This window comes from Citrobacter sp. RHB36-C18 (assembly GCF_013814485.1).
Taxonomy (GTDB): Bacteria; Pseudomonadota; Gammaproteobacteria; order Enterobacterales; family Enterobacteriaceae; genus Citrobacter; species Citrobacter braakii.
Genome location: NZ_CP057125.1, coordinates 3,697,170 through 3,718,924 on the forward strand (window position 1 = coordinate 3,697,170; position 21,755 = coordinate 3,718,924).

The window sequence follows — 21,755 nt, forward strand, 5'->3', positions numbered from 1 at the left end:
GTTTCAGTTCTGTGTGGTGGCGCTCAGGGAGCCGAATCCAGCGATCCACTCTGGGATCGGGCGGTAATAACGGCCTTCGCTGCGCCAGTTGCCAAAGGCAGAAATAGCGGCGAAGGCAGCAACCCAGGTTTTAACTTCGTGCGTTGATTTGCCCGCCATCGCGGACAGTTCTTCGTTACTGACCGCGTCCAGCTCCTGCAAACGCCCCTGCTCAAGCAGCGTCATAAAGCGGTTATCCCAGACAGGGTTAAGCGGATGCAGCGTGTGTTGATCGGCCACAAACTTCTCGGCGGCGCTGATCACCCGCTGCTGGCGCAGCTCGCGCTCGTTTTCAGGTAGTTGTTTGCCGCTGCCGAGCAGGCGGTCGCGCATATGGGCATCAGCCTTCGCCAGCTCCGGGACCGGCGGCTGATGCGACAGGCCGCCGGAGCCTAAAAACAGCACACGCTGATTCAGCGAGCTGGCGAATCGGCCAATCGCTTCACCGAGCATGCGGGTACGCTGAAAGCCCGGCAGCGGCGTGGCGACGCCGTTAATAAACACCGGCAGCACCGGCACGTTATCCAGACCGCCGAGCAAAAACTCCAGCGGCTGCGCGAAGCCGTGATCGACCTGCATGTTGTAGGACACGGCGAGATCGATGCCGCTTTTCATTACCGCGTGGGCGCAGGCTTCAGCGAGATCTGTCGGCACCGGCAGTTCCCCCGCCGCGCTGCCGAAATCGCCGATCGCCGTAGCGCCTACGCCTAAACAGAACGGCGGCATCACGTCGTAGAAAAATCCGTTGTAGTGATCGGGGGCAAACAGCACCACCAGTTCAGGGTCGAACGCCGCAATACGTGCCCGGGCGCTGGCGATCACACCGTTAACCTCGTCGAGCACGGCCTGCGCCGGGTCGACGTAACCCACCAGCGGCGAGTGGGAAAGACAGTGAAGATAAGCGTGCATATCAGGCCACCTTTTCAGCGGGAATGTGGGCATTAACGCGGGTGAGCGTCATCACCGACGCCAGTTTATTCAGGGTACTGCCCAGGGTTTGCGGAATGGCGATGGCAGCCACAAAGCGGTCCGGGCGTATCACCACCAGCGCGGCGTTGTGCTGGGCAAACCACGTGCGCAGGCGGTTTTGCGTATCGCCAATGCGGGTAACGCCGTCGTGGTTATCCTGATCGGTTTGTATCTGTGTATCCGGCACCACCTGGATAAACTGCGTCCCCAGCGCCTGCCACTGATGGATCTGCGCCTCGCTCATGCCCCACAGCGGGTTACAGCCCCAACCGATCACCGCGAAATTCGGTCCGATGACGTTGTCGAGCAGCGTCACTTCACCTGATTCCAGCGTTACCTTCGGCTGGATAAACATCTTGCCAACGGGAGAGGTTTTCGCGTCGCCTTCACGCACCAGCGCCCCAGCGTGGTACTGCGGCATCGGCTTAAAGCGCATTTCAAGAAAGTAGCGTTTGACCGGCGGAATGTAGTTCAGCAGCCAGGAAACCCCGTCGCGCACCGCGCCGTGCCAGCGTTTCGGCGGCGCAAGTACGTTGCCTGCGGTCACCGAGAGATCGATCATCGCTTTGGCGTGGTCGCGGCGTTCCTGCTGGTAGGTATCCAACAGCGCATCACCGGCTTTGCCCTCAATCACCAGCGCCAGTTTCCACGCCAGATTGAAAGCATCGCGCATGCCACTGTTGTACCCCTGCCCCTGCCAGACCGGCATAATGTGCGCCGCATCGCCCGCCAGCAGCACGCGGTCAATGCGAAAACGTTCGGCCAGACGTGCGTTATGGGTATATACGCGCTGGCGGATCAGCTCGACGTTGTCCGGGTTCGGCAGCACTTTGCTCAAAAGCTGGCGCATATTCTGCGGTTCGCTGAGCTGCGCTTCGGTTTCCCCTGGCATTACCATAAATTCAAAGCGGCGCACCGCGTGCGGCAGCGCGGCGGAGACATACGGGCGCACCGGATCGCAGCACAGATACACATGCGGCGTGCTGAGCGGATCGTTAGCGATATCCACCACAATCCACTGATTCGGCGCGGTTTTGCCTTCAAATGGCACATTCAGCGAACGTCTGACGTTGCTGGCCCCACCGTCGCAGGCCACCAGCCACTGAGCTTTCACCGTTTCACGCTGGCCATCCGGCGCTTTCAGGTTCAACGTCACTTCACCATTTTGCTGGCTGAAGGCTTCCAGTTCGCGAGAGAACAGGCAGCGCACGTTGGGAAAACGCGACAGCCCTTCCAGCATCACCGCGTCCACCTGCGGCTGAATAAACGCGTTGCGGCGCGACCAGCCAAATTCGTCGGTCATCGGCTGGATATCAGCAAAACAGCGCCCTTTCGGGGTGAGAAAGCGCATCGCATGCCACGGCGTGGTGTGCGGCAGAACATTTTCGACCAGACCGACGGACTGCATGGTGCGCAGCGCTTCATCGTCAATGCCGATGGCGCGAGGATAGTCGATAAGGGTATCGAGCTTCTCCACCACCAACACCTCAATGCCCATCTGGCCAAGATAGTTCGCCATCATCAGCCCTACCGGACCGGCTCCGGCAATCGCTACCTGCACGGTGTGCTGCACAGCGGGTTGGATATCTGGATTTATTGTTGTCATTTCAGAACCTCACTACTCGGACAAAATGCAATTGCAGCCCCTGGTGAGGCGCAATTGTTTTTTTGTTAAAAGAATGTGAATTATTTTTTATTGTGCGGTCAGTATAGAAGTGAGTTTTTGCGCTACAATCAAAACATGCCTGGATGTGCACTAAGTGCACAACGTTGTTTTAACTGTAGATTTGTCAATAAATATGAAAAGTGACGACGGTACAGAATACAAAACCGTGCGCGGGTTAACGCGCGGACTAATGTTATTAAATATGTTAAATCGTCTCGACGGCGGGGCCAGCGTTGGCCTGCTGGCAGAGCTGAGCGGCCTGCACCGCACCACGGTCAGGCGACTACTGGAAACCCTGCAGGATGAGGGTTACGTCCGGCGCAGTCTGTCCGATGACAGCTTTCGCTTAACCATTAAGGTCCGTCAGCTCAGTGAGGGATTTCGTGACGAGCAGTGGATTTCTGCGCTCGCCGCCCCGCTGTTGGGGGATTTGCTGCGCGAGGTCATCTGGCCGACCGACGTTTCCACGCTGGATGTGGACGCGATGGTGGTGCGTGAAACCACCCATCGCTTCAGCCGCCTGTCGTTTCATCGGGCGATGGTCGGGCGTCGTTTGCCGCTGCTGAAAACCGCATCCGGCCTGACCTGGCTGGCATTTAGCCCGGAGAATGAACGTCAGGAACTGATTGAAATGCTGGCTTCACGACCGGGAGATGAGTTCCAGTTGGCGCGCGAACCGCTGAAGCTCGACGCCATTTTGAGCCGTGCGCGTAAAGACGGTTTTGGCCAGAACTTTCGCGGTTGGGATCAGGAGGAGAAAATCGCCTCTATCGCCGTCCCCATTCGCAGTGAACAGCGGGTGATCGGCTGCCTGAATCTGGTGTATATGGCCAGCGCCATGACCATCGAACAGGCCGCGGAAAAACATCTTCCGGCCTTACAAAAGGTGGCGAAACAGATAGAAGATGGCGTTGAGTCGCAGGAGATTTTGGTTGCCGGGAGGTGAGATGGATCACAGTTAAGCGGATCATCGGATTAATAGCTGAGATAACTCACTCACCGACCGATATAACACTGTGGCGTCTTGCCCTAATCGATCAATACACGCGCCAGGAAGCACGTTACATACTGATGGATGACGTGGTAATTCCAGGTGCCTCGTCAAAATAAAAAAACAGAATATCCATTTGCTATTTGGCTCAAATGGATATTCCCTTCTGACAAAAATACGCATAAAAAAACCGAAACCCCGCTTCTGAAAAGAGCAGGATTTCGGTTTTCATTCACTCTGAAGGGCTTCAGACCTTAAGCAGTTTCACCGTCTCGTCGATATCGATTTCATCTTCCGAGAAGATCAGCGTCGTGCCCTGGAAGGTGGTGATGGCCAGCTTTTTCAGCGTGCGCATTTCGCCAGGCTTCACGTCTGATTTCGGTCGGATGCTGTTCATCAGCACACCAACGGACAGCACCGCATTTTCTTTGTCGATACGAGTCTCAGCAGGGACTTCTTCGCTGTAGACCAGGTAAGACTTGATCGCCGTGAGCTTCAGACGCTCGCCGGCGATATAGATGTATTTGCTGTCGGGTATGACTTTTACCGCGTAGGCAGATAAGCCTTTGTTGTTGGTGGTAGGCTCAAAGGTCACCGCCGCGTCTTTCTTGATCAGCTCAGGATTAGCAACCTTAATCACATGAAAATAGCGGTTGTCGCCGTTTTCATCCTTGATAAATCCAAAGCCTTTATCTTTAAACCACGTTGTGATTGTTCCGTTCATTGCTGTTTCCGCCTGATTAAACCTATTACTTGTAGAGTATACCTACTCAATTTGCGCGCAGTGTAAAACACAGGCCATGTCTTTGGCTACTCGTTACCCCAACGATTGAGGAACTCCGCGATATCATCAATACGTTGTGCGTCGACTCCGGCCTCGGTTGCCATCTCCTGCTGCGCTTCTTCGCTGATCTCTTCATTGTTCATCAAACGAGTGATCAACAGCTGGAAGTAGTGTGCCAGTGCGTCGCGTTCTGTATCGCTCACCGGCTTTGCAGCTTCAGTCGCGTATTCGTCGGCGATATCATAAAATTTTAGCGGAATGTCGTTGTTCATCGGGTGCTCCGGGGTAAATGCGTGTGCCAGCAGTTGCCTGCCGCGTCTGGTGTGAATGATAGCATTCTTATTTCATGGTTCGCGATCTGTTTTATTGGCTGTAATACGTTGCATATATCAACACTATTTTCTGGACTCGCTTCGTATTTAATAAGTCTACTCTTATTTAAATGACGTTTTTATTCAGCTCGGTATAACAGCCACAGGTTAAATAGTGTAGTAACGAAGGAAAGTAGTTAAGTCTTTTCCCGGAGCATTAAATGATTTAGGGGATATTCCGGTGATTAAACAGCAAAAAATAATGATTCCCCTGCTGGCCTGCTAAGCGAAGCGCCATCGAGCATTTATCCTCGCCGCCACTCCCCCCTCCAGGATGGCGGCCAGACCGCGAGTCCATCCCTTCGATTGGCGTCCAATTATTTTTCCATTCCCTACGCTTGCTTCTAACCACCCAATTACAGGTGTAGAGTCAGCACCTAAATTACCTACAATATTTAGCGCCTTATTTCGAGCATTTTCCCAGTTTTTCTCAGACTTTAATATTGTTTCAATTCGAGTTACTGAGCCAGGTACTATCTTACCTGGCAATATAATGCCAGCCAGCAAACCACCTGTCGCTTCAAGCGCAACCTGGTTCCCTGTTGAAGCGTCTTTAACTGTATCCGCTATCGCCGACCAGGTTTCACTCTTCATCAGCGCAGTAACGCTGTCTGTCAGCGCCTGATTCTCCCCGTCCAGATCACTCATGGCATTGATGCAGTAACTATCACCCGCAGCACAGGCTGCCAGCGCCATGGCCGCATCAGCAGCATAATCCGCTGAACCTAGTGCTGCATCACCGGTATCAGCGAGGACATTGATAACACCGTTCGCGATGGAAGAGGTTGTACCGTCACCCAGTTTTTCCCTGACCTGATTTTTCAGGGATTCAGCGGCCTGTTTCGCCGCTTCGCGGGCCCGGTCACCACTGAGCGAGTTATTCTCAACAACTATTATTTCCTATGACGCTCATGCAATTTATTTTTCAACCATACTCCAGCACCTAATACTACTCCTGCGATGCTCCCTTTTTTCAATGCGATATATAATGCCTCTTCCCATGAAAAAAGGAATGCCCCATCCTTGAAGTAGAAAATTGTTGACACTCCTAGTTGGCATATGAAAAGAACAACAGAGATTAAGGCAGTACAGTACACAACCAAGAAAAGAAGCCAAAGGGTACCAACCTTGCTGAAGAGATTCATTGCTTCTTCTCCCGCTTGTCTAATTCATCTTTTACAGCTTTTCCTGTAAGTTCGGAAGCAGTAGAACCTGTAACTGCACCAATAACATCCTTTGTCACTTGATCAGTTACCGGAGACAATGAATCAACAACTTTTCCCCCTAAACTACCAGCCGCACTACCAAAGCCAGTACTTATCACAGAGTTAGTCGGATCTTCCCCTTTAATCGCACTGCCAATCGCAGCACCTCCCATATTGATCGCTGCTGATGCCTGCCAACTTTTACCTGTAGTCGCGGCAGCTGTCACACCGGCGAGAATTGCATCAACATAGCTGAAAGGATCATTCCCGCTAAGTTGTACGCCCGTATTCACGCCCACACCGATTGACGCATTAAGCGTCATACTTTCTTTTATTGTGGTGCCAAGGACACTGCTGCCAAATAACAATACCGGGTCTCCAATACTGGCGTTGAATTTATGATAACCCCATGTATTCATGATGGTTTGTGCTTTCTGCTGCGCCTCTGTCTGTGGCGCTGACTTCATATAATCCTGCCCAGTCAGCATTCCTGCGATCAGCTCTTTAGTTACTGCCTCACCATATTTAGCCTGCATGTCAGATGCATATATTTTCAAATAACTTACCAACTCGGTTCGCTCTGCCGTGCTCAACTCCGCTGGTTCTTTATTGAACTTAGCAACCAGTGCATCGCTACGTTTATCGGCATTCTCAAGTTGTAAAAACTCTTTCGCGGTTTGCAGGGATTTATCGCCTTTTAAGACTTTCTCTGCCAAAGCATCACGTTTTTCCGAGGAGGTACTGCTCAGTAAATTATTCTCAACAACAACTCGCTCCGGTGTACAGTCTGACGGCGAACACGATTTTTCCCTGTCCTATCAGTCAGTTACATCCGTTTTTTGATGAGGCGTTTCGCTGGCCGTTACTTTTTGCCCCGACGCGCTTTTTTCAGCCCATTACGTAATCCTCCCAACGCCGCACAGTAGCGGGGTGAAGAGCGAGGTTTTAGGTTGTAGAAACACGCTCCCGAAGCGACCAGGGCTGTGCAATTACTTATTCAGTAAGGCTCTTCTGGCTTCCAACAATGCTTGTTGAAGCCAATCAAAATCTACCACCCTAATATTCGGTGAAAACTCAACTTTGATGTTATTCTCACCGTCTTCTTGCTGTAAAAGCGCGATAAACTCTTCATCACAGTAGATTTCAGCTATTAATTTTTCATAATCAACATCACTAGCCACAATAATTTTTAATTGATGTTTCTGAGTCATTCTTAAGGCTCCAAAAATCCACGGAAATTACCCTGAGGGTCAAAGCGAGCTCCCCGTCCGTCAGGCGCTATAACATCAAAACCACCAAAGCGGTTACCTTCTTTGACCGTCGCGCCTGGAGTTTTAACAATGCCATCCAATATTTTTTACCCTTGTTCATTCATCTGAGCCGGTGTGCCCTTGGCAACAGGAAAAGCGCTCCCTTCACGACTGCCATGTTTTTGCAATGCTCTACCAGCAACAGTGAAATTTCCCGCTTTAACGGCCGAATCTGTTTTAGCACCGGTTTGTGAAATTGCATCTAAATCAAGTTGACCAAATTTGCCTGTATTAATTTTTGGCCCCAAACCAGACGGAAGACTCCTCACTGCATTAGCCGCCACTGTCTCAGCTTTAGCCGCAGTCGCCTCTGCCGCAGTTTTTCCGATACCTACAGCACCGCCAGCTCCAACACCACCTGGCACTATCGCTTCTGACATCTGGATACCAGCATTATTCAGGCACAGCACTACATTACCTGCACACGCTTGTATCGCTACTTTAGCAGCCGCTGCGATTTCAGGTGTGGCCGCAGCCAGTAAACCACCACCAAGACCCGCCGGAAGGGCCACCATCAGGGCATCATTCATCGCCAGCCCTTTCTGGCAGGACGCTGATCTTGGGTCAGTGCTGCAAGATGCGATATTCTTGCCATGCTCCTGAACAAACTTCTCCTGGCCGCTTTCAGTACCGCCGAGCAGATTATTCTCAACAACAACTCTTTCCGGTGCGCACCCTCGTAACAATAACAGTTTCCCCTTTATTTTCAGTTACTTAAAAATAGTTTTCTCTGCTATACTTCCAGCCCACTAACTTTTTTGCCCTGACGCGCCCTTTCAGCCAGTTACACCATTTCCCCCAAATCTGTTAAAGAATAGCTCCCAACACACTATGACCATCATCCTTCCATGCAGTCATAGACAATATTACACGGGCGATAGCTTCTAATTATTCAGAGGGTAAGCTTTTGAAAAATCATTGTACGTTTCATGAAGATGATAAAATTTTGCATCAGGGTCATTTTTCAGTTCTTCATATCTTTTCATTAGTTTTTTGAATAAACCCTCTGGTACAGGATAAGGATCTGCCTCATTTTTTGCACAGTAAAAATAGAAAAGCGCCTTTTCAAGCTCTGCAAGAGTTATATTATCCGCATTGCCTGTCAAATACTCAAATGCGTAAGACCACTGTTCTGACAATAATAAGAAATTCAGCGCCGAACCTTTAATGAAAACACCATCAATGTTATTTGAATTAAGTATTTTTTTACAAAATGACAGACAGCACCCCGAATCTTTAACTAATAAATTACTGAGACACTCTAACGCATCATCCTCTGGGTCGTTAAAAGAGTTAGCCTCTACATAGCCATTAGCCAGGTAACTTTCTAAACCTTCAATATCCTTTGTGGTACTATTCACATTTATCATTTGAATGCTCCCGTATTAACAGTTGAAAGTCTTTTCGTGCCATCAGGTAATATTGTCCATGTAGCATAAACCCTTACGTTACCGTTAGGCCCTGATACAACAACAGATGTTTTTCTATTTGCAGACGTAGCCCCCTGAGCTGAGTCCAATAACTTATCCATTATCATGCTGTTATTACTGGCAGTATTCACCATACCTGCTTGCTCTAATACACGAGCCATATCTTGAGAACGCTCAATATTATGGATTTGTTTTTCTAACACTTCCATCCTTTTAGCATTATTTGGATCTTTTGCAAATTCTTTTTGGCTGCTAATTTTTGCATCTTTTAAAGAATTATATTCTATTTGCAAAGACTCAAGGTCACCAGAAGCTTTACCACGCATATATAGTTCAATCTTATCGACAGGTATTTTAGCATCACCTTTTACAGCCGTGATGTGATTTTTCCCATTTGCATCTGGGTGTGAGCTAACCTCGAAACTATTAGACAAGCGTTGTTTACCAGCCAGAACTTCTATCTTACTGGCCGCCGCAGCACCTATGACTGGTGCCATCGAAGCCGCTACAACCTTCATTCCATCATAAGTTTCAACGTATGCCTCTGCCGTCGCCTTATCGACCCCAAACTGCACTATGGCATAGTTCACCATCGCATCCTTCACCTGCTGCTGATTTTGCGCATCAACACCGGTGATATCGAGCAGGTTAACTATCTGACCATAAGCATCTGCGTACTGCTGGCTGGCCTTTGAATTATAGTTCCCGGTATTTTCGTACTCTCCTCTTGCTTTAATCACATCCAGCCTGGCAGTGGCGCAGGCTGAACTGGCTGCATTGCCATTGCCGCAGGCACTGATGACCTTCTGATCGCTGGTGATGTCTTTTTCGCACAGATCATTAATGGTTTGCTGCGCTTTTTCACGTACAGCCTGATCTTTGCTGTTGAGCTTCTGTTTAGCTATTTCAAGCTCTGTCTTATCCGATACGCTGAGGAAGTTATTCTCAACAACAACTTAGAATCCTTTTAATTTCAATAACCGAGCTATCCACATCCCACCACCGACAAAGCTTCCGACACTGAGACTAATCTTACAGAGTAGCAATATATTTTCCATAGTGAAATTAATTGGTATCCCTTTGAAAAAGAAGAACAACAACTCCCCTGCTACGTATAAAGTAATTGATGTCAAAAAAATGGACACAATACTTAATGCGATAAAAAGAGGCAGGTGCAGAAACTTATTTTGCTTTCTCATTTTTTGCGATCCTCCTGAGAGGATTTCTGCTCTATATATTTCCCGCTAAGTTCAGATCCCACGCTACCACCGATATCGCCAGCTATACCTGGAAAATAGCTAGGTGTCATTTCTTTTGAAAGCCCAAGCTCTCCTTTCACTTCAGTAAACTGCCTCAGAGCAGGATTAAACTTAGGATCCCAACCACCTTTCCACCAGTTAACACCAGAATTAACGCCCCATGAGACCCCTTTACCGATGCCATAGCCAATACCCGAACCGGCCCCATTGATTAGCGCCCCCGACAGCGGGTCTTTGTTGTCAATCCAGTTACCCAGCGCACCACCTGCGGCATTCCAGCCGACTGTACCTGCCAGGCCATTCCCCATACTGAATACATTCACCCAACCAGCAATGGCTGCGTTTGCAGGGTCTATAGTACCATCAGCCAGATAACTGATACCGGCATTCGCACTTGCTCCCAGTCCCCACATAGCCTGAGCACCACCAGGAAGCAGAGCCACTGTACCTGTTGCCAGAGCAAGTCCTACCGCATCCCGTTCATTTTTAGCCTTATGGCATGCGGCTCCATCAGGATTATCAGAACAGCTCGCCATATCGAGCCCATGCTGACGTATCCATGCAGCCTGAGCATCTTCACTACCACCGAGTAAATTATTCTCAACTGAATTTTTACCAGACTGCGCCCCTGTTGTCGTGCTTTTCGAATCCCCCCCGGCCAGATTACCTGCCAGCCCGGATGCAATAGTCGCAAGATTGCTGACTAACTGCCTGTCACTTTCATCCAGTTCGCTGACGCGCTTGCCCGGATACATCGTTTTCAGTATCGCATTAGCAGCAAGCTCTCCTGCCGCTGCGCCAGCCGCTCCGGCTGCTACATTGTTCCCCTGCATAGCCGCCGCAGCACCACCCAGTATCGCATGCGCGATGGCTTTAGCCGCGATATCATCCTCGCTGAGGCCCGCCTTATGGCCTATGATATTGGCAAGCTCCGGTGCCGATGCCCCCGCCAGCGCCGCGCCAATATTACCGCCAGCCAGCCCTTGCAGAGCGCCTACTGCAGCCTGAATACCCCGCTGCACGTCACTGCCCGTACCGTATTTCGTCTGCTCGGTTTTATATGCCGCGGAGTTCCGTAGTTGCGTCTGGTATCTTGCTTTTTCTTCATCACTGGCGTTCACATCCGGCTCAGGAATGCCTTCCTTTGCCAGTGCTTTTTTACCCGCGTTCAGGCCATTTATCTCACCTTGCGTCCGCGCGATATCCGCCGCCTGGTTACCTATCTGGGCTATCAGTTGCACTTCTTGCAGACGTCTCTGCTCTTTTTCCTTGTCAAAAATAGGACTGATGCTGCCGTTTGCATGCTCCGCATCCCGGCTCAGACCGGCGACATCCTGCTTCTGGTTTTCCGTGTCGCGAACAGTTAACGTCCCCTCACTCACCGCCGCCTGCGTTGTTCCTTCCGCATGCCCGCTGCTGCCACCTCCTGCAATCAGGGCGTTCGCCAGATTACCCGCGAACTGTTGACCAATACTGCCTCCCGTACTGATCCCTCCCCCCTGGTGCTCCACTTTGTAATCTGCCTGATTGTGGATATCGCCAAAGCCCAGCGTGCCCGTATCCAGACTGTTTTTATCCACTGAACCGGTAGAAGCAATGACCGCGCCATCCAGTTGGGTGTGCTTGCCCACAGTGATATCAAAGCCACCGTCTCCCGCAAATATCCCGCTCTGCTCCTGCACCGAGTCATAGTCGCTCTTCATCCTGTCGCGGCTGGCATTGATACTCGCAGAAGCCGTCCCCGCGCCGAAGGTATATCCCACTCCTCCGCTCACGCTGTTCTGTTTGCTATCGTAGTGGTCGCTGTCCTGCGTACTGGTAATCGTCAGATCGCGGCCTACATCTGCCGTCACTTGATTGCCGTTGACCTGCGCACCAGCAAGCGTAGTGTCCCGCCCGCTGTTTATCGTGACCTGATTACCCGCATCCACCGTGGTTTCATTCTGCCAGGTGCCGTTGCCTTTCTCACGCCCTTTACTGCTGTTGGCGTTCGCCGAGACGCTGATCCCCGCGCCACCGGAACCCACACCGATACCCACGCCAATACTGCCACCGCTGCTGCTGTTTTTACCGGTCGTCAGTTGCGTATCCTGCGAAGCGATAAGATTCACGTCACGTGTGGCATCCAGCACCACATCCTTACCGGCCTTCACTTCACTGCCTGCAATAGTAATATCGCTTCCTGTGGACGTGACATTGACGCTGTTGCCTGCGTTCAGAGTACTTCCCGTCGTTGAATCCTGCTCACTGTGGGAGGTCGATTTTGAGGACTGTGAGCCCAGAGAAGCACTGACACCTATCGTATTGGTATTGTCTTTAGCGGTCCCTTTCGCCTGATCCAGAGCCACAGCCTGCCCGGCCTGTACTCCGGAGAGAACTGCCTGCGTACCCTGCAGTGCCGCTAGTCGGGAATCGCTGCTTTGTTTTGCTCCCTGTGCTGCTGAAACCGCGCTGTTCACCGCACTGCCCGCAGCCCCCGACAGCGCCACCGTCAGTCCGCTGGTTTTCTGCTCAAACTTCTCATCACGTGTGCGTTTGTCATGACCCGGTTCAATAAGTACGCTGTCGCCGCGAACAGCAATATCTTTCTGGGCGATGATATCCGCGCCGCCGATATGTGCCTGCTGGCCTGCGGTGATACTGACGTTGCCCGCCGTTGAGCCGACAGTACTGAAGCTCTCGCTTTGGGTGGTGCCTTTTTCGCGCAGATCGTGCGTGGTTTTGCTGCTACCGATGGTGAAGCCGATCCCGCCTGACCCCATCAGGCCGCTCTTTTTAGTCTCTTTAAAGCGCCATGAGGTATCGGTATTGGTGGCGGCAACGATATCCACATTGTTGCCAGCCCCCAGCGCCACATTGCCGTCACCGGCAACGGCTGAGCCCTGTACCAAAATGTTATTCCCGGCGGTGACAGTTACATTGTTCCCACTCAGCAGCGCGCCTTTTTCCCGCGTAGCGCTGTCTTCTTCAATCGTATGGGTAGTCTTTTTACTAAGGAATCCTTTTTTGGTTTTCGTGGTTTCCTGGTAGTGATAATCGCTCTCTGTGGCGGTCGTGAGATTCACATCCCGGCCTGCCGTTACGCCGATATCGGCCTGTGCCGTAACATCTGCTGCCTGTGCGTTTACATCACGCCCGGCAATAATGACGGCGTCGCCGCCGCTGGCAATTTCCGTTCCCTGCTGGCGTACGGCGTCATTGACCACGGTTTTCTTCTTCGCACGATAGCTGTCGCCGTCGGTCGTTGCTTCAGCCAGCAGGTTGACATCTCGCCCGGCCAGCAGACCGACATCATTCTCCGCAGCCAGCCCAGCCGCATGGGAATTAATATCCTGACCCGCTTTCAACACCAGATTGTCACCCGCTGAAACGGTAGTACGGGAAAGCCCGGTGCTGTGCGATTCACTGCCCCCGTTACGGCTACTTTGCTGAGTGGTAGCCGCATTCAGATTGAGATCGTTACCCGCTGTTAGCTGAGCATTCCCTCCCGCTTTAACATCGCTGGCGGTGATATTGAGGTTATTCCCGGCATTGATACCGAGGTTACCGCCCGCGCTGATGGCGTTACCCTGCCAGTCCACTGACGACCGACCAGTCTCAGTTATCCAGCGTCCGGAGTGACTCCGGGCATCGTTAATCTGGTTGGCATTTACCGCAATATCCCCCCACGCATCCATCAGCAATGAGCCGCCTGCAGAGAGATTCGCGCCAGTAACAGTGATATCTTTGCCTGCCGAGAGCGACAATCCGTCCTGCGCGGTTATCGATGCCGTAGACCCCAGCAGAGTATCTTTAAAGCTCACATTGCGGTATTTGTCCCTGGCACTCACATCAATCTGTTCTGCCAGCGTCAGATTATTGATGTTGCCGCCCAGGCTTTCCAGCGCCACCGTTTTTCCGCTGATGGCGGAGCTGACGTTATTGATATCACCAATCGCGCTCAGGTCGAGGTTGCCCCCGGCCTGCATCAGACCATTGTTAAGGTTGTTAATACTGTTTTGGCTGTCGAGAGTGAGGTCGTTTCTCGCCAACAGCGTACTGCCGGAGTTGGTGATATTCCCGCTGGTAAGCTGAACATTATTCCCGGCAATGACGCTACCGTTGTTCACGGTGATATCTTTCGGCGAGAGATACAGCTTCGGTATCATTACCGTCTCACCGTTGATGGTGGCGGCTTCCCACCACAGCATGCTGTGCTCAAGGGACGCTATCTGATCTGCCGTCAGTGCCACCCCAAATTTCAGTCCCAGCGACTGCTGAGTGCTTGCAGCGCTATCCATCAGATAACGCATCTGGTCAAGGTCAGAACCAATGCCGTTGATGTATCGACTTCCCGTCTTATTCAGCATGGCGTTACTAACATAGCGGGTATCGAACGCCGCATCACCGAGGAAACGGTAGTCATATTCAGGGTTGAGTTTGAGACGATCGAGCATATAGGCCGATCCCAGGAACTGGTTTTGATCGGTATACGCAATATTGGTTTCACGCGGCGCTTCGCCAGGTTTGATACCCAGCATTGCATTCAAATCACCAAACAGGCTGGGATCGAGCTGACCAAGACCATTCAGTTCCGGGTTAACGTTGATCAGATACGGGCTTTTCGGATCGTCGGAGACGACGAAATACCCATTCTTTCCGGAAGGCAACGGATAAGCGCTGGTATCCACCGTTTTGCCCTGATTTATCCCGGCGGCATTCACGCCCTTCTCGCCTGGGTTAATCAGGCCATTGAGTTGGCCGAGGCTGGCGTTACCTTTCTGCGTGGTAGAAACAGGGTTGAGCGTAGCGTCTGATACGCCGCTGCTTTCCAGCGCGCCGCCGCCGTTAATCTTCTGCAATACGTCATGCAGTCGATCGTTCCACTGTGGAGAGCTGACACTTACCGTGTCATTGCTTGCCAACGCCTGCTTTTGCACCCCATTACTGATGGTTTGGTTGCTGAGGGTGTTGAGGGTAGGCACAGAAATAGTGATGCCAACTCCACTGTTTGCCGTGATGCTGGTATTACTAATGTCATTAGTGAACGTCGCTGTGATATTCCCACCCGCACTAATCACTGAGCGGTATGATTCACTATCAGCTGTAAACTCTTTTTTAATCCCCCCTAAAATATACGGAACCCCTATGTATTCGAAGCCATTTTTAGTGGGTAAAGCTGATATTCCGTAAGTATTAGTGGACTGATACCATTTACCGTATTTTGGAGAGTCCTTTAGTTTCAAAGGGGTTACATTGCAGTTATCAGAGAACCACTCACACCGGTATTCAGCCTCTTGATAAACGATTTCATGCCCAGCTTCGGCAGAAAGATTATTCAACGAATCTCCACTCAGTAATGCATCTCTGTCCGAAAGAACATGACTTGCACGGTTATCCATTATTGTAGCGTCGATAACAATGTCCCGACCTGCGGCAATACGTGCGGCATCCCCCGTAGCATTCGCTTCAACTATTAATTCACTTAATATAAAACGACGAATATCATTCCCAAGTAAAAGATACTTATATATATCGTGGCAGATCTGACTATTTCCGGCACATCTTTCCCCCCAATAGCTCCAGATAATATTCTCAGGGGACTTCAGCCATTCCTGCAAACTAAGCTCAACATCCGGCTTTTTCTTACCATCACCGATCGTGCTTGAAAATAAAAATGGTCCCGAAGGTAATGCATTAGAAAATTCCTGCTTTCTCTGACTGATAGTAAGCCCATCCCGCTGATTCAGCAGATGCCCGGTTTTGATGGTGATATCACCGTTCTGGGTTTCGATATTACCGGAGGTGTTGACCACTTCGCTGTTGGCATTTCCCGCCGCATCTCGCTGCATCCACAGATTGTTTCCCGCGAGGATATCGCCGCGCTGGTTGGTAATGGTGTTAGCATATAGCGCCAGATTATTTGCCGCGTACAACAGCGCCGTATTGACGATGGCACCCGGTGCATTGAGCGTCAGAGAGCCACGCGTTCCGGTGAAACCAGAGACTGAAATATTACCGCGACTGGTCAGCGTAATATCGCCGCCGCCCTGTAACGTTCCGGCTGTATTGAGCGCTACGCTGTCGCCGCTGAGATAACTGGCGCCGTTGCCAGTGGTGATTTGTCCATTATTGCTGAGCTGTCCGCCCGCCGTCAGGTTGAGCGATTGCCCCTGAAGCACGCTACGGTTGTCGATAGCGCCATCGCTGGTAATGGTCAGCGTTTTACCCGCGGCAAAAGCGCTTTGCACAGTAAAGTCATTCACCAGTTTCAGCGTCAGATTACCCAGCGCAACCACTTGCCCCAACGTACCCAGCCCGTGACTTTCAACGGACAGATCGCCGCCGCTGAACAGTTTCCCTGCCGCATTCTGATTAATCTGGCTGGCATTAACACTCAGTTGCGAGGTGCCCAACAGCGTACCGTTATTTGTCAGTTGCGTGTATTTCACCGCCAGTTGACCGGCCTGCACGGTTCCCAGGTTGGTAAAACTGGTCCCTGCAAGCGTGGCGCTGTCAGCCAGCCAGTTCCCGCTATTGGTGGCCGTTGCTGCATTCAGAATGAGGTTTGCCGCCTGTAACCAGCCTGCGCCGGAATACTGCGGCGTGGTCAGCTTCATTCCCGCGCCAGAAAGCAGTTTGCCGTCATTGAGTGCGCGAGTTGTGGCGTTAAGATGGGTCTCTCCACCGCCCTGCATTAAACCGTAGTTGGACAGCACTGGCGTAGAAAGCGTCAGCCCCTGGCGGCTGACAATCTCCCCGGAAGCCTGGTTTATCAAATCACCGCTCAGCGACAGCGTTGCGCCATTATCCCCTTGCAGTCGTCCGCTGTTGGTCAATGCGCCGGTCGTCATGCCCAGCGTCGCCCCCTGAATTTTGCCCTCATTGGTGACTGACGCCGCAGTCAGATCCAACGCGCCCCCGCTCAGCATACTGCCCGCTTTCTGCTGCCTGACCGCGCCGTTCATGGCAAGCGTAAACGCATTTACGCCGCTAATCGCCGCACTGTTATCAAGGGTTGTCCCCTTCAGCGTAAGATTTTTCGCCGTCCATTGCCCGGCGTTAGCCAGAGAAAGCGCCTGTAGCGTCGCGTTACCAAGGGCAGTAATTTTGCTGCCCGCCGCAGACGTCAGGTTATTTGCGAGCGTAAGCTGCAGAGCGTCGGCGCTTTGTATTGCCCCGTTGTTTGTCAGCGTTTGCGCATTGAGCAGAACAGACTGCCCTTGCCACACGCCGTTATTCGTCACCTCGCCAGAAGAGAGTTTCAGCGTCCCCTGCGTCAGCAGTGAACCACCTGCTGCGTTAATCAATTTCTGTTGCGGTGAAGCCATCGCCATGCGCGCCATCAGACGCTGACGAGCCTCTAGCGTCAGGCTTTGCAGACCGGTCAGCGTACCCTGATTGTGGATCCGGTTTTGCTGCAGGGTCAGGGTATTTCCCTGTACCGTGCCACTGTTATTAAGCTGCACGCCGTCTAGCGTTACGTCGCTTTCGCTGAGCAGCTTGCCGCTGTTATCAAGCTGCTGCGCGGTCAGTGACATTCCGCCATGACTCATCACTTCGCCTGATGTAGTAAGGCCGTTGTTTACATCAGCCGTCAGATTACCCAGGCTTATCAGCGATCCTTTGTGCAGCCAGTCATCTGCGGTCAGCGTAAGTTGCTGCCCCTGCAGCGTTCCCTGCGTCGTGATAGTGCCGGCATTGACGCTCAACGCGCCGCCGCTCAGCGTACGGGACGTAATGCCCGTCGTGAGCACATCGCCAGCCAGCGTAAGCCCATTCGTCCCCTGCCACAGGCCTGTATTGTTTAACGTCGAGGCTGCAAGTGTCAGCCTGTCACCGGTAATACGCCCGGCGCTGTTGATATCATCAGCCGTAAGCGTCAGTGCGCCGCCACTTTGAATGTGTCCGGGGTTGGTAAGTCGCCCGGACAGCTTGCCTTCCAGGCCATGCAAACCGTTAAACACGCCGCTGTTATTCAGCGAGTCGGCAGTGAATGTCAGGGTATCGCCTTGCAGTACGCCGGCGTTTTCCATCGCACCGGAATGCACCAGCAGCGCATTACCGGCCAGCCATTTACCTGCGGTATCCGTGATGAAGGTATTCGCAGAAACCGAGGTATTGTCGTTGCTCTGTACCAGACCGCTGTTACGGATTGATTTTCCATCCAGAGTGACACTTTTCGCCGCCAGCGTACCGCGGTTATCCAGGGATGCAGTATTCATCGACGCCCCCTGTTTCGCCACCATACTCCCCTGGTTTTCAACCGAGTTCGCCAGCGTCAGGTTCAGGGAATCGGCCTGAATATCACCTGCGTTAATTAATTTGCTGCCGCGCAGTGTGAAGTCGGTATTTGTCAGCAGCAGACCGTGGTTTTCCAGCGTGTCTAGGCCTAAATCCAACCCCGCGCCGCTAACCAGTTGTCCCTGCTGACCATTGAACATATTGCGGGTGGTGAGTTGTAGCGCCGAATTACCCTGCACAATGCCGTTATTCACCAGCTCCGGTGCGGAAATGCTCAGGGATTTTGCAGCAATCATTTCGTCGTTAAACAACTGTGCCGCAGCCAACTCAAACAGGTTGAGACTGCGCAGCGATCCCTGATTATCCAGTCGCCCGTTAGCCTTAATCTTCAGACTGTCCAGTGCCTGAACGCTGCCGCTATTGCGCAGGTTATCCAGTCTAATCGCCGCGGTACGGCCCTCTAGTTGGCCATCATTTTCAAAACGCTTTCCGCTGAGCTGTAGATCTTCACCGCTGGTCACCTGCCCACCAGCAAGGTTTGTAAAGCGATTCCCATCCCAGGCGAGCGCCTGATTCCCCTGCAGGATCCCACTGTTGCTGAGATCGCCGTATAATGCCAGCACCTTCGCTGCCAGCATTCCGCTGTTATTCACGCTGGCGGCATGGACGGTCATACCTTGTTGACTGAGTACTTTTCCCTGGTTAGTGAACGCGTCGTGTACTGTTGCCGTTACCCCCGTTTCACCCAACGCATTACCGCTATTTTGCCACGTATTTGCTTCCAGATTCAGCGTACCGCCCTGCAGCAAGCCAGTGTTGTGGAGAGTCTGATTCTTAAGACTTAATTCACCCACCGACAACACATTACCGTCGTTATTCACGTCCTGACTGTTCAGCGCGAGCGTATCGGCGGCCATGAGTCCGAGGTTATCTGTCTGCTGTCCGTGAACAGATAATGACGTGTCAGCCAGCAGGCGTCCCGCGGCTTCGTTTTTTATCGTCGCATATTCACTTTGCAGATTAACGCCGTTAATTTCTCCGCCGTTAACCAACTGGCGACCGTTGAGGTGCAATGAACCGTCGGTTGTAATCAACCCATGGTTGGCCAGATACGGTATATCCAGCGCTAGAGATGCTTTGCTGTAGAGTGAGCCGCCGCTGAGGTTTTCCAGTCTGTCGGTATACAGGTTCAGCGCGGTGTTGCCCTGCACCAAACCGCTGTTCACGACATGCTGACTCTGGAGAGTTAACGTGTCGGCGATCAGAGAGCCGCTGCTGGCGAGTCCATCAGATGCAATAATCGAGATGCGTTCGGCGCTGGCGCTACCGCTATGGGTCAGCGTTGTCCCACTGAGCGCCAGAGTATCGGCCAGCAGATCTCCATGGTTATCAACTGACTGCTGCGCGCTGAAACCGACGCGTTCCCCAGTGGATTTCCCGCCATGACTGAGCCTGTCAGCCGTCACATCCAACGAACCTTTTGCCGCCTGTACGCCGTTCAGCGTCACGTTGTTGCCCGTAATCGCAAGGTCCAGACCACTCTGTAAATGACCGTCTTTGCCAGTAGTCAACTGCTTTGCGCCGACATTAAGCGCACCAGCGGCATTAACCTGACCATTCAGGTTAAGGTTTTGCGTAACGTTTAACTGTATGTCCTGTTGCCCGGCGATCAGCGAATCTTTCGCGGTGGTGAGGTTTTCAGCATTGACCGTTACCCCCTGGTTGCCAGAGAGGACGCCATGTTGTTCAACTGTCGCGGCCTGCACCGTTAATGTGCCATCAGAGAGCAACTTTCCACCATTACTCAGCGTGGCATCAGCCCGGATATCCGCATCGTTTTTCGCGCTCAGGATCCCCTGTTGGTTCAGCGCTACCGTTTGTACTGAAAGCTGGCCGCCGCTCGCCAGCGTACCCATATTATCCAGCGCCCCGCTGTTGACCGATACGCTGTTACCCTGCATCAGACCTGCGTTGTTAAGGCTGCTGACAGAAACATCAAGACTGCCATTTGCAGCCAGTTGACCACCATTAACGAGGTGCCCACCAGAAAGGGACAACGCGCCTCCCGCATTGACCTGTCCCTGGTTGTTCATGTCGCTACCGGTCAGGCTTAATGCGCCCTTCGCATCGGCACGACTGGCGTTATTCAGAGCTATGCGCTGTGCCTTCAGCGTTAATCCGTTACCTGCTGAGAGCAATCCCCCCTGCGCCGACAGTTCGCCTTGACTGTTAAGGCTGACATCAGTATCACTCCCCAGCGTGGAACGGGTCAGCGCCAGCCCATTAGTACCCGTAACATGCATTTTTTCTTTACTGGTCAGGCTGCCGTCGGTGATTTTCAGCGAACCGTCACTGCGCAGTGAGGTGTTTTTCTGGCTAACCAAAGTGGTTGCCGCAATGGCTACATCCTGTTTAGCAGCCACCTGCAACTCGCCAGCTGCGGCAACCCCGCCCCCCTCGATCGTCACCTTGCCATCGCTGCCCAGTTGCACGCCTGCGCCGCTGGAGAGATTTGCATTCTGTAACGCTAACGCCCCGGTGCTGTTGATGACCATCCAGCTTCCGGTCTTATGACTGCCGGTCAACGTGACGCCTTCGCCACTGGCGGATAGACCACCATTTGCAAGACTGTTGCCGATCGTTAATTTCCCGTTAGCATTGAGGGTGATATCACCCTGACGGGCATTCAGATTCCCGAGGTTGACCCCCAGCCCTTTCTCGCTGGAGACCAGATGAATTCGATTAGCATACATGCCGCCTAACGCACCGGTGTCTACCGCAATTTTCGGTGCTTCCCCTTCGCCATTCAGCGGGCTCACCTGGCCATTCGCCGCCACGCGATTCGCGCCGGCGATAACCGTCAGATCCTTGGCGTGCAACGCAGCATTAATTTCCGTGGCACGGGCAATAATCGACACCGCATCGCTCTGACTACCATCCAGCCCCTTACCTTCGATGGTAATGCTGCCCTTGCTTACATCCAGCGACTGTAGGTTGCCGTTGGCATCCAACACGGGTTTACCGGTGGTCAGCGTGGCGTTAGGCGTGTTGATAAATCCACAACCATTACAGGTAATGCCATAGGGGTTGGCAACCATGACGTTGGCAGCTTTCCCCGCGACTTCGGTATAGCCCTGAAGCTGCGAACGGTTAGCGCCGGTAACTTCGTTGATGATCCCTGAAGCTTCCTTTCCCGGTTGCAGGTTCGGGTTATTCTGGATGATGCCGCCGAGCTGGGTCTGGGTAAATTGCCCGGTCGCGTTGTTGAGGATCAGCCCCTCTTTTCCCACGTTGTAGTCGTTATATTTATTGTGTGAAATCCCGGACTGGTTCGGCGTGGCAATATTCACCACCGGAACACCATTGGCGGCTTTATCCATCTGCGTATTGCCTTCAGGCGTGATGGCGGCGGCCATCGCTGGGAGCAGTGGTTGGGTAGCCAACAGGAAACTCAACATGCCACTTAGCAAACGCTGGGAAAAACGAACCTGATCCTTTTTCATCACCC

12 protein-coding genes and 2 pseudogenes are annotated in these 21,755 nt (G+C 52.3%); 2 read left to right on the forward strand and 12 right to left on the reverse strand.

The window, feature by feature from the left end; all coding sequences use genetic code 11:
- Nucleotides 1-3 precede the first annotated feature (3 nt).
- Together mhpB and HVZ52_RS17725 are read right to left on the reverse strand one after the other, a co-directional pair.
- Nucleotides 4-948: a 2,3-dihydroxyphenylpropionate/2,3-dihydroxicinnamic acid 1,2-dioxygenase gene (gene mhpB / locus HVZ52_RS17720; protein ID WP_046275617.1), complete on the reverse strand. Its 945-nt coding sequence runs from the start codon at nucleotides 946-948 to the stop codon at nucleotides 4-6.
- A 1-nt stretch (nucleotide 949) separates the two neighbouring features.
- On the reverse strand, nucleotides 950-2,614 hold the full coding sequence (locus HVZ52_RS17725) for a bifunctional 3-(3-hydroxy-phenyl)propionate/3-hydroxycinnamic acid hydroxylase (RefSeq protein WP_181598540.1): 1,665 nt from the start codon (nucleotides 2,612-2,614) through the stop codon (nucleotides 950-952).
- Nucleotides 2,615-2,807: 193 nt separating this feature from the next.
- Here HVZ52_RS17725 and HVZ52_RS17730 point away from each other — a divergent pair, with 193 nt between their 5' ends.
- Complete coding sequence (locus HVZ52_RS17730; protein ID WP_046275638.1) at nucleotides 2,808-3,620, forward strand: DNA-binding transcriptional regulator; 813 nt, start codon at nucleotides 2,808-2,810, stop codon at nucleotides 3,618-3,620.
- Nucleotides 3,621-3,697: 77 nt separating this feature from the next.
- Nucleotides 3,698-3,784 (forward strand): annotated as a pseudogene (locus HVZ52_RS23170) (antibiotic biosynthesis monooxygenase); the annotation flags it as partial.
- Between the two features lie 128 nt (nucleotides 3,785-3,912).
- Here HVZ52_RS23170 and HVZ52_RS17735 read toward each other — a convergent pair.
- The 10 genes and pseudogenes from HVZ52_RS17735 to HVZ52_RS17775 form a co-directional block, all read right to left on the reverse strand.
- Nucleotides 3,913-4,389 (reverse strand): cold shock domain-containing protein, encoded by a 477-nt coding sequence (locus tag HVZ52_RS17735; RefSeq protein WP_016151966.1) that lies wholly within the window; start codon nucleotides 4,387-4,389, stop codon nucleotides 3,913-3,915.
- An 86-nt stretch (nucleotides 4,390-4,475) separates the two neighbouring features.
- On the reverse strand, nucleotides 4,476-4,721 hold the full coding sequence (locus tag HVZ52_RS17740; protein WP_101700595.1) for a YmjA family protein: 246 nt from the start codon (nucleotides 4,719-4,721) through the stop codon (nucleotides 4,476-4,478).
- A 321-nt stretch (nucleotides 4,722-5,042) separates the two neighbouring features.
- Nucleotides 5,043-5,516 carry a hypothetical protein gene (locus HVZ52_RS17745; RefSeq protein WP_230852492.1) on the reverse strand — a complete coding sequence of 158 codons (474 nt, stop codon included), beginning with the start codon at nucleotides 5,514-5,516 and terminating at the stop codon, nucleotides 5,043-5,045.
- A 445-nt stretch (nucleotides 5,517-5,961) separates the two neighbouring features.
- Complete coding sequence (locus HVZ52_RS17750; protein WP_101700594.1) at nucleotides 5,962-6,741, reverse strand: hypothetical protein; 780 nt, start codon at nucleotides 6,739-6,741, stop codon at nucleotides 5,962-5,964.
- 273 nt (nucleotides 6,742-7,014) lie between these two features.
- Entirely contained in the window at nucleotides 7,015-7,236 is a 222-nt protein-coding gene (locus HVZ52_RS17755; RefSeq protein ID WP_101700593.1) for a hypothetical protein, read from the reverse strand.
- A gap of 146 nt (nucleotides 7,237-7,382) precedes the next feature.
- Nucleotides 7,383-7,865, reverse strand: coding sequence for a hypothetical protein (locus HVZ52_RS23085; RefSeq protein WP_230852491.1), 483 nt, complete (start codon nucleotides 7,863-7,865; stop codon nucleotides 7,383-7,385).
- A 354-nt stretch (nucleotides 7,866-8,219) separates the two neighbouring features.
- Entirely contained in the window at nucleotides 8,220-8,705 is a 486-nt protein-coding gene (locus HVZ52_RS17765; protein ID WP_101700592.1) for a hypothetical protein, read from the reverse strand.
- Nucleotides 8,702-9,505, reverse strand: coding sequence for a hypothetical protein (locus HVZ52_RS17770; RefSeq protein WP_249417940.1), 804 nt, complete (start codon nucleotides 9,503-9,505; stop codon nucleotides 8,702-8,704). The genes HVZ52_RS17765 and HVZ52_RS17770 overlap by 4 nt, the downstream gene beginning before the upstream one ends.
- Before the next feature lie 30 nt (nucleotides 9,506-9,535).
- Nucleotides 9,536-9,670: pseudogene (locus HVZ52_RS23175) on the reverse strand (hypothetical protein); the annotation flags it as partial.
- Nucleotides 9,671-9,960: 290 nt separating this feature from the next.
- On the reverse strand, nucleotides 9,961-21,750 hold the full coding sequence (locus tag HVZ52_RS17775) for a hemagglutinin repeat-containing protein (RefSeq protein ID WP_181598541.1): 11,790 nt from the start codon (nucleotides 21,748-21,750) through the stop codon (nucleotides 9,961-9,963).
- Nucleotides 21,751-21,755: the final 5 nt, after the last annotated feature.

Excerpts from the sequence above, each read along its gene's own strand:
- HVZ52_RS17775 (WP_181598541.1), bottom strand. The coding sequence starts at position 21,750 with ATGAAAAAGGATCAGGTTCGTTTTTCCCAGCGTTTGCTAAGTGGCATG.
- HVZ52_RS17725 (WP_181598540.1), bottom strand. The coding sequence starts at position 2,614 with ATGACAACAATAAATCCAGATATCCAACCCGCTGTGCAGCACACCGTG.
- HVZ52_RS17745 (WP_230852492.1), bottom strand. The coding sequence starts at position 5,516 with ATGGCGCTGGCAGCCTGTGCTGCGGGTGATAGTTACTGCATCAATGCC.
- HVZ52_RS23085 (WP_230852491.1), bottom strand. The coding sequence starts at position 7,865 with ATGAATGATGCCCTGATGGTGGCCCTTCCGGCGGGTCTTGGTGGTGGT.
- HVZ52_RS17755 (WP_101700593.1), bottom strand. The coding sequence starts at position 7,236 with ATGACTCAGAAACATCAATTAAAAATTATTGTGGCTAGTGATGTTGAT.
- mhpB (WP_046275617.1), bottom strand. The coding sequence starts at position 948 with ATGCACGCTTATCTTCACTGTCTTTCCCACTCGCCGCTGGTGGGTTAC.
- HVZ52_RS17740 (WP_101700595.1), bottom strand. The coding sequence starts at position 4,721 with ATGAACAACGACATTCCGCTAAAATTTTATGATATCGCCGACGAATAC.
- HVZ52_RS17735 (WP_016151966.1), bottom strand. The coding sequence starts at position 4,389 with ATGAACGGAACAATCACAACGTGGTTTAAAGATAAAGGCTTTGGATTT.
- HVZ52_RS17765 (WP_101700592.1), bottom strand. The coding sequence starts at position 8,705 with ATGATAAATGTGAATAGTACCACAAAGGATATTGAAGGTTTAGAAAGT.
- HVZ52_RS17730 (WP_046275638.1), top strand. The coding sequence starts at position 2,808 with ATGAAAAGTGACGACGGTACAGAATACAAAACCGTGCGCGGGTTAACG.